The sequence below is a fragment of the Bradyrhizobium sp. USDA3010 genome, assembly GCF_056429065.1.
Map to the genome: position 1 here is coordinate 605981 of NZ_JBWJZD010000001.1, position 12520 is coordinate 618500.

Sequence of the window (12520 nt, forward strand, 5' to 3'; positions counted from 1 at the left end):
GAAGCAAGACGTGGATGGCCGGGTCAAGCCCGGCCATGACGCGTCTGAGGAGCCGGCAACGCCTACTCCGCCGCGCGCTTGGCGGCCTTCTCGAATTTCTTGAAAACGCGGTCGCGCTTCAGCTTCGACAGATAGTCCACGAACAGCACGCCGTTGAGGTGGTCGATCTCGTGCTGGATGCAGGTGGCATAGAGCCCATCCGCATCCTCCTCGTGCAGCTTGCCGTCGAGGTCGGTGAAGCGCAGGCGGACCCGCGCCGGGCGCTCGACCTCCTCGTAATATTCGGGGATCGACAGGCAGCCCTCTTCGTAGACCGACAGCTCCTCCGAATGCGAAATGATCTCCGGGTTGATGAACACCCGCGGCTGCGGCGTGGTCTCGCCGTTCTCGTCGCGCTTGGCGAGGTCCATGGTGATCAGCCGCAGCGGCTGCGCGACCTGGATCGCCGCGAGCCCAATGCCCGGCGCGTCATACATGGTCTCGAGCATGTCGTCGGCGAGCTTGCGGATCTCCGGCGTCACCTTCTCGATCGGTTTCGACACCAGACGCAACTGCTTGTCCGGCAGGATGATGATTTCTCGTAATGCCATGGCGGCGATTTAAGCTGCTGACTTCATGGGGTCAATCCGCTCAGGAACCGGCTAACGCAGCCTTAACCACGTTTCTTCACGCAACGTTAACCACGAAATTTAAGGGCGTGTTTACCACAAATGTTCCCTTTTCGTTCGATGACGGTGCCGAATCGGCTACAACTGATGGCATGAACGAGATTCTCCTCACGATTGGCGACCTTCCGGTCCGTGTCGCCGACGCGTTAATCGGCCTTGGCGCGCTGGCGCTGATCCTGCTGTTCGCCATCGCCGTGGTGATCGCGCGCGCCAGCCGGCGCGGCGCGGAACTCGCGATGGCCCAGGCCATTCGCGCCGACGAGCTGGAGGAGCGGCTCGCCGACATGCTACGGGCCCAGAGCGAGGCCTCGGGGCGGGTCGACGCGATGGGGCAGGCTCTGGCCGGCCGTCAGGCCGAGATGGCCCGTGCCGTCAACGAGCGGCTCGATTCGGTGACCCACCGGGTCGGCCAATCGATGGAACAGACCACGCGCAACACGATGGATTCGCTGCGCGTGCTGCATGAGCGGCTCGGCATCATCGATCACGCGCACAAGAACCTCAACGAGCTCACCACCCAGGTGACGACGTTGCGCGACGTGCTCGCCAACAAGCAGTCGCGCGGCGCCTTCGGCCAGGCGCGGATGGAGGCGATCGTCCAGGACGGCATGCCGAAAGGCTCGTTCGAGTTCCAGTACACGCTGACCACGGGCAAGCGGCCGGACTGCGTCGTGTTCCTGCCCGACCAGCGCCCGCTCTGCATCGACGCGAAGTTTCCGCTGGAGGCCATGACCGCGCTGCACGACGCGCGCAGCGACGAGGAACGCAAATTCGCCAGCCAGCGGCTGCGCGCCGACGTGCTGAAGCATGTCAGCGACATCGCGGAGAAGTACCTGATCCCGGGCGAGACCCAGGACACCGCGCTGATGTTCGTGCCCTCGGAATCGGTCTATGCCGAAATCCATGACGGCTTCGACGACGTGGTCCAGAAGGCCTATCGCGCCCGCGTCGTGCTGGTGTCGCCCTCGCTCTTGATGCTGGCGATCCAGGTGATGCAGCAGATCCTGAAGGACGCCCGCATCCGCGACGCCGCCGACCAGATCCGCAACGAGGTGATGCATCTCGGCGACGATCTCGGCCGCCTGCGCGAGCGCGTGCTCAAGCTGCAAAATCACTTCGGCCAGGTCAACGAGGACGTCAGGCAGATCCTGATCTCGGCCGACAAGATCGAGAAGCGCGCCGGCCGCATCGAGGAACTCGACTTCAGCAAGTCCGAGACCCCAATCGAGGTGCCGCGGTTCGTGAAACCCAGCGCGCCCGAGCTGTTCCCCGGCCCGCGCAAACTGCAGGCGGGGGAGTAGGTGTTGCCTTCAGAAGTCGTTTGGCGCTCGCGCGCCCGGCTCTACCCCCGAGATAGCCGCCGGCGGCGGAAGGCCTCTGGGATACTGGATCGCCCGGTCAAGCCGGGCGATGACAGTCTTTTTGCGGCCGAATCTGGTAACGACTTCTCTATGATCGTGCCTGGTGATGTTGCTGACCGCAGATCGCGCAGCATAATCAGGTGTCATCGCCCGGCTCGACCGGGCGATCCAGTATCCCAGAGGCAGCAGTTTGGGGGCACGCAGCTTCTACGTCTACATCCTCGCCAGCCACATCGGCGGCACGCTTTATATCGGCGTGACAAATGACCTCATCCGCCGCGTCGGCGAGCACAAGCTGAAACTCATCAAGGGCTTCACCGAGAAATACGATGTGGTGAAGCTGGTTTATTTCGAGCAATTCGATGATCCTGAGAACGCGATCAAGCGCGAGAAGCGGCTGAAGAAATGGCCGCGCGCCTGGAAAATTGCCCTGATCGAGAAGGACAATCCGGACTGGATTGATCTTTACCCGGAGATAGCCGGTGGCGGCGGATAGGCCTCTGGGATACTGGATCGCCCGGTCGAGCCGGGCGGTGACAGTCTTTTTGCGGCCGAATCTGGTAACAACTGACCATGACCGCACCTGAAGCGACTGCGCCCCCGCCCCAAAAGGCCGCCTCATGGCACGAATTGGTCGCCGTGTATTTTCAGCGGCGCGTGCTAGTTGTGATGCTGCTCGGGTTTTCTGCTGGCCTGCCGTTCTCACTCGCCGGCCAGACGTTGCAAGCCTGGATGACCGAAAGCGGCGTGAACATCAAAACGATCGGCTTGTTTGCGTTTGTCGGCACCCCCTATTGGGCGAAGGTTTTCTGGTCCCCCGCAGTCGATGCCCTCGATGTGCCCGTGCTGAGCCGACTGCTCGGACGGCGTCGCGCATGGCTCATCCTGACCCAGCTATGGCTCATGGGCGCGATCATTCTGCTCGCCTGTTGCGATCCGTTCAAAGCTCCCGCGCTGGTGGCGATCGCGGCCCTGCTAGTGACGACGGCATCGGCGACACAGGACATTGTCATCGATGCATTCCGCGTTGAAAGCCTCGGCAAATCCGAGCAAGCGGCCGGAATGGCCTCCTACGTCGCAGCGTACCGCGTCGCCGCATTGGTCTCAGGCGCCGGCTCATTGCTGCTCGTCAGCGCCATCGTGAACACGGGCGTCGATCAGCAGCACGCCTATAGCGCGACCTTTGTGGTGATGGGCGTTCTGATCGCAGTCGGGATAGCAGCAACCTTGTTGGCGATCGAGCCGGAACAATCCGTCGAGGTTAGCGCGGAACATGCCGGCACCGGAGAAGTCGCTGGAAGGCGCGTCATTGAGGTTGCGGTCGCCAGTCTCAAAGATTTCCTGTCACGGGATGCCGCGATCGCAATCTTGCTCTTCGTCACGCTGTTCAAGCTAGCGGACGCCTTGGCTACCGCCATGAATACGACGTTCGCGCTGAAGATGGGTTTCTCCAGGGTTGAGCTCGCGGCTATCTTGAAGGGCGTCGGCTTCGCTGCAGCCCTGGCGGGCGGCTTTGTCGGAGGATTCGTTTGCCGCTCATTCTCGCTCAGCAAGAGCCTCTGGATCGGCGGGATCCTGCAAACAGTCGCCATCCTCGCCTTCTCGTGGCAGGCACTCGTCGGCTACGACGTTGCGTGGCTGACATTTGCGATCACGGCTGAACAGTTCACCGCAGGGCTCGGGACCGTAACGTTCGTTGCCTATCTTTCGGCACTGTGCGGCAACCCCTTGCACACAGCGACACAATACGCGCTTCTAACGGCACTGGCGGCGCTCGGGCGGACCGTCTTCGCCGCGAGCAGTGGCTATATCGCCGATGCGACAGGGTGGTTCGTCTATTTTCTTGTCTGCACCGCGTCAGCCATTCCGAGCTTCATTCTGCTCGCCTGGCTGCAACGGCGCGGACATTTTGACGAGCTGGGGCCGGTCAGGATTTGACGCCAGGCTGTCATCACCCGGCTTGACCGGGTGATCCAGTATTCCAGAGGCGTTCGTAATCCAGCGGAGAAGCCGCGGCGTACTGGATCGCCCGGTCAAGCCGGGCGATGACACCGCAATTGACGCAGCTACTTCGCCACCACGCTCCACTTGGTGACGATGGCTTCGCTCATCTCGCCGGCATCCTTGGCGCAGGCGATCTCGTCGACCTTCACCGAGATGGCCTTGCCGGAGAGGCTCTTGAGCTGCGCGGCCTGGGCGTCGTTGGTCGGAATCAGCTGAAAGGTTTCCGGCCCGGTCTCGAGGTTGCAGAGACCGTTCGGCGGCGGCAGGCGGCGCGGCTCGCTGGTGATCTGGTAGGTCGCGACGCGCTTGCCGCGATTCTTGGTGTCGCGCACCTTCATGACGCCGAGTTCCCCCGACAGTACGTCGCCGGCCCGGATCATCTTGCCGGGCTTCTGCGGCGCGTCGCTCTGCTGCGCGATCGCACAGGGCGCGGCGAAGGTTGCCGCCAGAAGCGCAACGCCCAGGCGTACGCCGAATCGGTGTGTCGTCATTTGCAGTGGTTCCGTACTTGATTCGTCAGAGCGTGGATGACCGTCCCCGAATCGTCATCCACCCTATCGTTTTGTTTCAGTGCGATCTTTTCGACTTATGAAGGATCGCCCGGCAAACAACGTTGCGTCCGGCCTTCGAGCGCGCGCTAGAACAGCGTCCGCTGCCGCATCGCAGCCGATAGCGTACCTTCGTCGAGGTAATCAAGCTCTCCGCCGACCGGCACGCCATGCGCCAGCCGCGTCACCCGCACATTGGCCTCGGACAGGAGGTCGGTGATGTAATGCGCGGTGGTCTGGCCATCGACCGTGGCATTGAGCGCCAGAATGATCTCGCTCACTTCAGGCGCATGCGCGCGCGCCACCAGCTGATCGATGGTGAGATCCTGCGGGCCGACACCGTCGAGCGGCGACAGCGTTGCGCCGAGCACGTGATAGCGTCCATTGGTCGCATTGGCGCGTTCCAGCGCCCAGAGATCGGCGACGTCGGCGACCACGACGATGATCGAGGGATCGCGGCGCGGATCGGTGCAGACCGTGCAGGGGTTTTGTGTATCGATGTTTCCGCAGGTCTTGCAGACCTGGATCTTGTCGATCGCGACCTGCAGCGCCGCGGTGAGCGGCGTCATCAAAGCCTCGCGCTTCTTGATCAGATGCAGCGCCGCGCGCCGCGCCGAGCGGGGCCCGAGCCCGGGCAGCCGCGCCAGCAACTGGATCAGGCGTTCAATCTCGGGGCCGGCAACGCTCGCAGCCATTTAAGTTGGACCAAATCCCGGCGGCAGGCCGAGCCCGCCGGTGAGCGCCATCATCTTCTCCTGCATCGCGGTCTCGGCCTTGCGCCGCGCATCGCCATGCGCGGTGACCAGCAGATCCTCGAGCACCTCGCGCTCCTCCGGCTTCATCAGCGACGGATCGATCTTGATGCCCTTCACTTCCATCTTCGCGGTCATGCGCACGGCGACCAGGCCGCCGCCGGAGATGCCCTCGACCTCGACATTGCCGAGCTCGTCCTGCATCGCCTGCATCTTGGATTGCAGCTGCGCTGCCTGTTTCATCATGCCGAGAAAATCAGCCATGGGTGCGTTCCTATCGCCAGATCAATCGTCGTCGCCGTCGGAAGTTTCAATCGGGTCTTCGCCGGTCGCATCCGCCACCGGAACCTCGGCGGCAAGGCGGCGGACCTCGACCACCTTGGTGCCGGGGAAGCGCGCCAGCACCTCCTGCACGCGGGGATCAGCCTCCGCGGCACGCTGATGCTCGCTGCGCGCCAATTCGTTCTGCGAACGCACCGTGGGCTGGCCGGCCTCGTTGGAAATGATCACGGTCCAGCGCCGCCCGGTCCATAGTTCGAGCTTGCGTGACAGATCGGTAACGAGCGCGCGCTGCGCCTTCGGCTCGAGCCCGATCTCGAGCTGGCCGTCCTCGATGCGCACCAGCCGCACATCGGCCTCCAGCGCGCTCTTGGTCATGATGTCGCGCTTCTCGCCCGCGAGCGCGATCAATTGCGGAAAGCTCGTGATCCGCAGCGCCGGCGCAGCATCGGCGACCGGCGCGGCCATCTGCGGACGCGCGGCGAGATCGGCGCGCGGCGCAACCTGCGGTCCCCGCGCAGACGGCATGGCCGACATCGTCGAGGCCGGCGCGCCGCGTGGCGCTGACGATGCGGCGGAGCCCGACGTCGCGGGCGCCGCGCCGCCGCCATTCTGCTCGATCATCCGGATCGCTTCATCCGGCGTCGGCAGATCGGCGACATAGGCGATCCGCACCAGCACCATCTCGGCAGCGGCGGCCGGGCGCGTCGCGGTCTGCACCTCGGCGATGCCCTTGAGCAGCATCTGCCACATCCGCGACAACACCCGCATCGACAGCTTGGCAGCGAATTCACGCGCCCGCACCCGCTCAGTCTCGCCGAACGCGACATTGTCGGCCGTCGATGGCACGACCTTGACGCGGGTGACGAAATTGACGAACTCGGCAAGGTCGGACAGCACCACCACCGGATCGGCGCCGACATCATACTGCGCGCGGAATTCGGCGAAGGCTGAGGCGAGATCGCCGCGCGCCAGCGAATCGAAGAGATCGATGACCCGGGTGCGGTCGGCGAGGCCGAGCATCTGCCTGACCGCGTCGGCCTTCACGAGGCCTGCGGCATGCGCGATCGCCTGGTCGAACAGCGACAGCGAATCGCGCACCGAACCTTCGGCGGCGCGCGCGATGATGCCGAGCGCCTCGGGCTCGACCTCGACGCCTTCCTTGGCCGCGATGTTGCCGAGATGCTTCATCAGCACATCGGCCTCGACGCGGCGCAGGTCGAAACGCTGGCAGCGCGACAGCACCGTGATCGGAACCTTGCGGATTTCGGTGGTGGCGAACACGAACTTGGCGTGCTCCGGCGGCTCCTCCAGCGTCTTCAGGAAAGCGTTGAAGGCCGCGGTCGACAGCATATGGACTTCGTCGATGATGTAGACCTTGTAGCGCGCGCTGGCCGGCGCGTAGCGCACGCTGTCATTGATCTGGCGGACATCGTCGACGCCGGTGTGCGAGGCCGCGTCCATCTCCAGCACGTCCATGTGCCGGCTTTCCATGATCGCCTGGCAGTGCACGCCGAGGTCGGGCATGTGGATGGTCGGCCCCTTCACCGAGCCGTCCGGCTTCGCGTAATTCAAGGCACGGGCGAGGATGCGCGCGGTGGTGGTCTTGCCGACCCCGCGGACGCCGGTGAGGATCCAGGCCTGCGGAATCCGCCCGGTCTCGAACGCATTCGAGACGGTGCGGACCATGGCCTCCTGGCCGATCAGATCCTCGAAACTGGAGGGGCGGTATTTGCGGGCGAGAACGCGGTACGGCTTGGCCGTATCAGGCGCGCCGCCCAAATCGAAGCCGCCGTCAACGCTTGCTTTGCCTGCGCCGTCGGACGGTTGGGAGGGGTCGCCAGCGTCATTCATGCATCGATCCGCAACTAGGGAATTGTCTCTTCAGCCGGCGTGCGGATATGAGCCGAAATCGAGCGCCGGGCGCGGAGACCGCCGTTCCAGCGCGATTCGCTCGGAAAAACAGGTAGGAGACTGACGAGCGACCCGATCCGGACCTCGTTAGGGCTGCTTCCTTCCGGACCTGACCCGGTTGGCGAGTGGCTCGTCCACCGCCAATCTCCCGGTCCCTATTTGGGGCCAAAACCGCCGGAAAGCAAGCGGCCTGACCGGGCTTTGTGGGGCTTGTCTGGGAACACGGAAAGGCATTACTTGCGCCTCATGCCCGCCACCAACTGGTCGCTGCATTCGCAGCTCAAGAAAGACACCATCGACATCGGCGACCTGCCGCTGTGCAAGGTGCTCGTCATCAAGGATGCGCATTATCCCTGGCTGCTGCTGGTGCCGCGGCGCGACGGCGCGGTCGAGATCATCGACCTCGACGAGGTCGAGCAGGCGCAGCTGATGACGGAGATCACCCGCGTCTCGCGGGCCCTGAAAGAGGTCACCAAGTGCGACAAGCTGAATGTCGCAGCCCTCGGCAACCTCGTCCCGCAACTCCACGTCCACGTCATCGCGCGCCGTACCAGCGACGCTGCATGGCCGCGTCCCGTTTGGGGCGTGATGCCGCCGCTGGCGCATGACGCCGAGGAAGTGCAGAATTTCATCAGCGCGCTTCGCCGCAAGATCTGGTTGGGTTGATTTTCGATGTCTGCATCCGATTCATTTCCGCTTGGCCAGCCGGCCTTCGTCACCCATGCGCTGGACCGCGCCGCGCATCTGCGCAGCAATGACGAGAAGCTGTTCGCGCTGGAGGGCCATCGCGAGGCCAGAGCCTATGTGATCTATCGCGACTCGCTGGTCGTGAAGCAGGAGGAAGGCGGCGCCCGCGCCCTGCTCTCGCTGGAGGAGGCCCGCAGCTTTGGCGCCAATCCCGGCACGATTTTCCTCGGACTGCGCGATGCCGCGCCGATCTTCGGCATGGGGATCGCGCCGCAGGCGGCCGAGAAGCTGGTCGGGCGCGCCGACGTCGCGATCACCGAATTGCGCGGCATGGCGATGCAGGGCGTGGTGCCGCCGGAGCAGCTGTCGGCCATCGCGATGGCGAAATCGATGGTGACCTGGCACCAGCGCCACGGCTTCTGTCCGAACTGCGGCACCCGCACGGCGATGAAGGACGGCGGCTGGAAGCGCGAATGCCCGAGCTGCAAGGCCGAGCACTTTCCGCGCACCGATCCGGTCGTGATCATGCTGGTCACGTCGGGCGACAAGGTGCTGCTCGGCCGGCAGAAGCAGTTCATGCCCGGCATGTATTCCTGCCTCGCCGGCTTCGTCGAAGCCGCCGAGACCATCGAGGACGCGGTCCGGCGCGAGATTTTCGAGGAGTCCGGCATCCGCTGCACCGACGTCAATTATTACATGACGCAGCCCTGGCCCTATCCGTCATCGCTGATGATCGGCTGCACCGCGCGTGCGACCAACGAGGACATCGTGGTCGACCGCACCGAGCTGGAGGATGCGCGCTGGTTCGACCACGCGGAGGCGACGCTGATGCTCAAGCGCCAGCATCCCGACGGCCTGGCCGGCCCGCATCCGTTCGCGATTGCCCATCATTTGCTCGGCCGCTGGGTGCACCACCGAAATCCGTTGGACCAGTAGCGGGAACCGGACATCGTTCTGCCGATTACATCCGGACAGGTTGAGTTGACGGAACCATTGCGACGGACCCCTGCATGAATTTTCAGAACGGCGCCACGAAAGTCCCGCCCCGCATCCTCTGCATCGGCCTGCCGGTGCGCGACCTGACCTTCCGCGTCAACGTGCCGGCCCGCGGTTCCAAGGAGAACGCCACCCATTTCGACGAGATCTGCGGCGGCAACGCGCTGAACGCCGCCATCGGCATCGTCCGGCTGGGCGGCCGCGCCTCGATCTGCGGGCCGATGGGCGATTCGCGGGAGACCTCGAGCCGCTACATCTTCGACAAGCTGGCCCAGGAAGGCATCGAGACCAACCATCTCATCCACATGCCGGACCTGGTTACCCCGATCTCGGCGATCATGATCGACGACACCGGCGAGCGCACCATCGTCACCTTCCGCGACCCCGAGCTCTGGAAGGTCAAGCTGCCGCCGACCGAGCTGTTGCTGGAGGATTGCGCGGCGATCCTGACCGAGAGCCGCTGCGCGCCGTTCTGCACCGAGCTTTGCGCCGAGGCGGTCAAACGCGGCATTCCCGTGGTGGTCGACGTCGACCGCGCGATGTCGATGCGGGAAGGGCTGCTTACCGCCTCCTCCCATCTGGTGTTCTCCAGCGAGCCGCTGCAGCAGACCGCCGACGTCACCGACGACGGCCAGGCGCTGCAAAAGCTCGCCAAGCTCACCCCCTCCTTCCTGGCCGGCACGCGCGGCCATCAGGGCACGATCTGGCTCAACGAGAAGGGCGGGCTCGAGGAGACGCCGGCCTTCCCGGTCCATACCGTCGACACGCTGGGCGCCGGCGACGTCTTCCATGGGGCGTTTGCCCTCGCCATTACCGAGAAGCAGGAGTTGCGGCAGGCGCTCCGCTTTGCCTCGGCCGCCGCAGCGCTGAAATGCACCCGCTTCGGGGGCGCTTATGCCGCACCGCAACGTACTGAAGTTGAAGCGTTTTTGGGCGAACACGCCGACGTCCGGCCGGCCTGACCGGCCACGACCCGCTTGATTTGGAAGATTTTTCTCTATATGAGGGAGTTTGAACCTTCATGTGGAACTTTCTTCTATGACCGATGTCGCCATTCAGCTTCATGACAACAACCGCCGCCTCGACGCCATCGATCGCAAGATCCTGACCGTGTTGCAGGAGGACGCCTCGCTCTCCGTCGCCGAAATCGGCGACCGGGTCGGGCTGTCGTCGACGCCGTGCTGGAAGCGCATCCAGCGGCTCGAGGCCGACGGCGTGATCCTGCGCCGCGTGGCGCTGGTCGATCAGAACAAGATCGGGCTCGGGATCTCCGTGTTCGTCTCGGTCGAGAGCGCCGACCATTCGGAAGCCTGGCTGCGCAAATTCGCCGACGCCGTCAGCGCCATGCCCGAAGTGATGGAGTTCTACCGGATGGCCGGCGACGTCGACTACATGCTGCGCGTCGTGGTCGCCGACATGCAGGCCTACGACGTCTTCTACAAGAAGCTGATCTCGGCCGTGCCGCTGAAGAACGTCACCTCGCGCTTCGCAATGGAGAAGATCAAGTCGGTGACGGCGCTACCGGTGCCCGCGGCGTAAGCGCCGCCCGCTGAACCGTCATCGCCCGGCTCGACCGGGCGATCCAGTATGCCGCGGCCTCTCGGCTCCATCACTACCGTCTCTGGAATACTGGATCACCCGCATGCGCGGGTGATGACCCCATTCTTCGCGGCGAGTACCCGCCTCAAATCTTCTGATTGTAATCGCCGACCTCGGGGTGCGTGCGCAGCACCGAATCCATCGCCTCGAACATGTCGCGCATGCGCTGCTCGCTGACCGGGCTTTCCACCACGACCACGAGCTCCGGCTTGTTGGAGGATGCGCGCACCAGGCCCCAGCTGCCGTCCGCGACCGTGACGCGCACGCCGTTGACGGTGACGAGATCGCGGATGTTCTGGCCCGCGACCTGCGCGCCGTTCTGCTGCAGCGTCTCGAAGTGCTTCACGACAGCGTCGACCACGCCGTATTTCGCCTCGTCGGCGCAATGCGGCGACATGGTCGGCGACGACCAGGTCTTCGGCAGCGCGTCCTTCAGGTCGGCCATCGACTTGCCGGGGGCACGGTCGAGCATCTCGCAGATCGCGATCGCCGACACCAGGCCGTCGTCATAGCCGCGGCCGAACGGCTTGTTGAAGAAGAAGTGACCGGACTTCTCGAAGCCGGCGAGCGCGCCCAATTCGTTGGTGCGGCGCTTCATGTAGGAATGCCCGGTCTTCCAGTAGACGGTTTTCGCGCCCTGCTTCTGCAACACCGGATCGGTCACGAACAGCCCGGTCGACTTCACGTCGACGACGAACTGCGCGTTGGCGTTGATCGCCGACATGTCGCGCGCCAGCATGACGCCGACCTTGTCGGCAAAGATCTCCTCGCCGGTGTTGTCGACCACGCCGCAGCGGTCGCCATCACCGTCGAAGCCGAGCCCCACGTCGGCCTTGTGCGCCAGCACCGCATCGCGGATCGCGTGCAGCATCTCCATGTCTTCGGGATTCGGATTGTATTTCGGGAAGGTGTGATCGAGCTCGGTGTCGAGCGGGATCACCTCGCAGCCAATCGCCTCCAGCACCTGCGGCGCGAACGCGCCCGCGGTGCCGTTGCCACAGGCGGCCACCACCTTCAGCCTGCGCGTCAGCTTCGGCCGGTTGGTGAGGTCGGCGATGTAGCGCGCCGGATAGTTCTCGTGGAACTGATAGGAGCCGCCGGCCTTGTTGTTGAACGCGGCGTTGAGCACGATCTCCTTCAGCCGCGTCATCTCGTCGGGGCCGAAGGTGAGCGGACGGTTGGCGCCCATCTTGACGCCGGTCCAGCCATTGTCGTTGTGCGAGGCGGTGACCATCGCGACGCAGGGCACGTCGAGATCGAACTGTGCGAAATAGGCCATCGGCGTCACCGCAAGCCCGATGTCGTGCACCTTGCAGCCGGCCGCCATCAGGCCCGAGATCAACGCGTATTTGATCGAGGCGGAATAGCCGCGGAAATCGTGACCGGTGACGATCTCCTGTTTGACGCCGAGCTCCGCGATCAGCGCGCCGAGCCCCATGCCCAGCGCCTGCACGCCCATCAAATTGATTTCCTTGTTGAACAGCCAGCGCGCGTCGTATTCGCGAAACCCGGTCGGCTTCACCATCGGCTCGGATTCGAAGGCATAGGTGTTCGGGACCAGCGCGGATTTCGGCTTGGGAAACATGGGTCGGCCTTATGGTCGCATGCAAAATGACATCGCCGCAGCCTTTAGCGAATACGCAGGCCGGGCGAAAGGTGGGACCGGGGCTGGTGGCCGACAATTACGGCGGAAATCGCGGCGGATAGCGAGA

At 64.3% G+C, this 12520-nt stretch carries 13 protein-coding genes and 1 other RNA gene; 7 read left to right on the plus strand and 7 right to left on the minus strand.

All coding sequences use genetic code 11. From position 1 onward, the window contains the following. Window positions 1-62 precede the first annotated feature (62 nt). Window positions 63-590, minus strand: a complete 528-nt coding sequence (gene def / locus AC066Y_RS02680) for a peptide deformylase (protein ID WP_342708391.1) — start codon at window positions 588-590, stop codon at window positions 63-65. A gap of 170 nt (window positions 591-760) precedes the next feature. Here def and AC066Y_RS02685 point away from each other — a divergent pair, with 170 nt between their 5' ends. The 3 genes from AC066Y_RS02685 (at window position 761) to AC066Y_RS02695 (ending at window position 3967) form a co-directional block, all read left to right on the plus strand. Further along, entirely contained in the window at window positions 761-1969 is a 1209-nt protein-coding gene (locus tag AC066Y_RS02685; protein WP_478272521.1) for a DNA recombination protein RmuC, read from the plus strand. Between the two features lie 250 nt (window positions 1970-2219). Further along, the gene (locus AC066Y_RS02690) at window positions 2220-2525 is read left to right on the plus strand and encodes a GIY-YIG nuclease family protein (RefSeq protein ID WP_478272522.1); all 306 of its coding nucleotides are present in this window, start codon (window positions 2220-2222) and stop codon (window positions 2523-2525) included. Between the two features lie 77 nt (window positions 2526-2602). Next, window positions 2603-3967: an AmpG family muropeptide MFS transporter gene (locus tag AC066Y_RS02695; RefSeq protein WP_478272523.1), complete on the plus strand. Its 1365-nt coding sequence runs from the start codon at window positions 2603-2605 to the stop codon at window positions 3965-3967. Window positions 3968-4095: 128 nt separating this feature from the next. On the opposite strand, the gene AC066Y_RS02700 is transcribed toward AC066Y_RS02695, so the two are convergent. From AC066Y_RS02700 to ffs, 5 genes are all read right to left on the minus strand, one after another. Then, entirely contained in the window at window positions 4096-4524 is a 429-nt protein-coding gene (locus AC066Y_RS02700; RefSeq protein ID WP_478272524.1) for a hypothetical protein, read from the minus strand. 146 nt (window positions 4525-4670) lie between these two features. Then, the gene (recR, locus tag AC066Y_RS02705) at window positions 4671-5276 is read right to left on the minus strand and encodes a recombination mediator RecR (RefSeq protein WP_028335942.1); all 606 of its coding nucleotides are present in this window, start codon (window positions 5274-5276) and stop codon (window positions 4671-4673) included. After that, the gene (locus AC066Y_RS02710; protein ID WP_456668328.1) at window positions 5277-5597 is read right to left on the minus strand and encodes a YbaB/EbfC family nucleoid-associated protein; all 321 of its coding nucleotides are present in this window, start codon (window positions 5595-5597) and stop codon (window positions 5277-5279) included. It abuts the gene before it with no gap. Window positions 5598-5618: 21 nt separating this feature from the next. Continuing rightward, on the minus strand, window positions 5619-7466 hold the full coding sequence (locus AC066Y_RS02715; RefSeq protein WP_478272525.1) for a DNA polymerase III subunit gamma/tau: 1848 nt from the start codon (window positions 7464-7466) through the stop codon (window positions 5619-5621). A 112-nt stretch (window positions 7467-7578) separates the two neighbouring features. After that, window positions 7579-7675, minus strand: an RNA gene (gene ffs, locus AC066Y_RS02720) — signal recognition particle sRNA small type. Between the two features lie 97 nt (window positions 7676-7772). On the opposite strand from ffs, the gene AC066Y_RS02725 reads away from it, so the two are divergent. From AC066Y_RS02725 to AC066Y_RS02740, 4 genes are all read left to right on the plus strand, one after another. Continuing rightward, complete coding sequence (locus AC066Y_RS02725; protein WP_456725004.1) at window positions 7773-8192, plus strand: HIT domain-containing protein; 420 nt, start codon at window positions 7773-7775, stop codon at window positions 8190-8192. A gap of 6 nt (window positions 8193-8198) precedes the next feature. Then, complete coding sequence (gene nudC, locus AC066Y_RS02730; RefSeq protein WP_106324465.1) at window positions 8199-9149, plus strand: NAD(+) diphosphatase; 951 nt, start codon at window positions 8199-8201, stop codon at window positions 9147-9149. 74 nt (window positions 9150-9223) lie between these two features. Further along, window positions 9224-10171: a sugar kinase gene (locus AC066Y_RS02735; protein ID WP_478272526.1), complete on the plus strand. Its 948-nt coding sequence runs from the start codon at window positions 9224-9226 to the stop codon at window positions 10169-10171. A gap of 76 nt (window positions 10172-10247) precedes the next feature. After that, complete coding sequence (locus tag AC066Y_RS02740; protein WP_024578797.1) at window positions 10248-10748, plus strand: Lrp/AsnC family transcriptional regulator; 501 nt, start codon at window positions 10248-10250, stop codon at window positions 10746-10748. Window positions 10749-10893: 145 nt separating this feature from the next. Here AC066Y_RS02740 and AC066Y_RS02745 read toward each other — a convergent pair whose 3' ends face one another. Next, window positions 10894-12393, minus strand: coding sequence for a phosphomannomutase/phosphoglucomutase (locus tag AC066Y_RS02745; RefSeq protein ID WP_478272527.1), 1500 nt, complete (start codon window positions 12391-12393; stop codon window positions 10894-10896). Window positions 12394-12520 lie beyond the last annotated feature (127 nt).

Coding starts and splice junctions, on each gene's coding strand:
- def (WP_342708391.1), bottom strand. CDS start 590: ATGGCATTACGAGAAATCATCATCCTGCCGGACAAGCAGTTGCGTCTG.
- AC066Y_RS02685 (WP_478272521.1), top strand. CDS start 761: ATGAACGAGATTCTCCTCACGATTGGCGACCTTCCGGTCCGTGTCGCC.
- AC066Y_RS02695 (WP_478272523.1), top strand. CDS start 2,603: ATGACCGCACCTGAAGCGACTGCGCCCCCGCCCCAAAAGGCCGCCTCA.
- AC066Y_RS02700 (WP_478272524.1), bottom strand. CDS start 4,524: ATGACGACACACCGATTCGGCGTACGCCTGGGCGTTGCGCTTCTGGCG.
- recR (WP_028335942.1), bottom strand. CDS start 5,276: ATGGCTGCGAGCGTTGCCGGCCCCGAGATTGAACGCCTGATCCAGTTG.
- AC066Y_RS02710 (WP_456668328.1), bottom strand. CDS start 5,597: ATGGCTGATTTTCTCGGCATGATGAAACAGGCAGCGCAGCTGCAATCC.
- AC066Y_RS02715 (WP_478272525.1), bottom strand. CDS start 7,466: ATGAATGACGCTGGCGACCCCTCCCAACCGTCCGACGGCGCAGGCAAA.
- AC066Y_RS02725 (WP_456725004.1), top strand. CDS start 7,773: ATGCCCGCCACCAACTGGTCGCTGCATTCGCAGCTCAAGAAAGACACC.
- nudC (WP_106324465.1), top strand. CDS start 8,199: ATGTCTGCATCCGATTCATTTCCGCTTGGCCAGCCGGCCTTCGTCACC.
- AC066Y_RS02735 (WP_478272526.1), top strand. CDS start 9,224: ATGAATTTTCAGAACGGCGCCACGAAAGTCCCGCCCCGCATCCTCTGC.
- AC066Y_RS02740 (WP_024578797.1), top strand. CDS start 10,248: ATGACCGATGTCGCCATTCAGCTTCATGACAACAACCGCCGCCTCGAC.
- AC066Y_RS02745 (WP_478272527.1), bottom strand. CDS start 12,393: ATGTTTCCCAAGCCGAAATCCGCGCTGGTCCCGAACACCTATGCCTTC.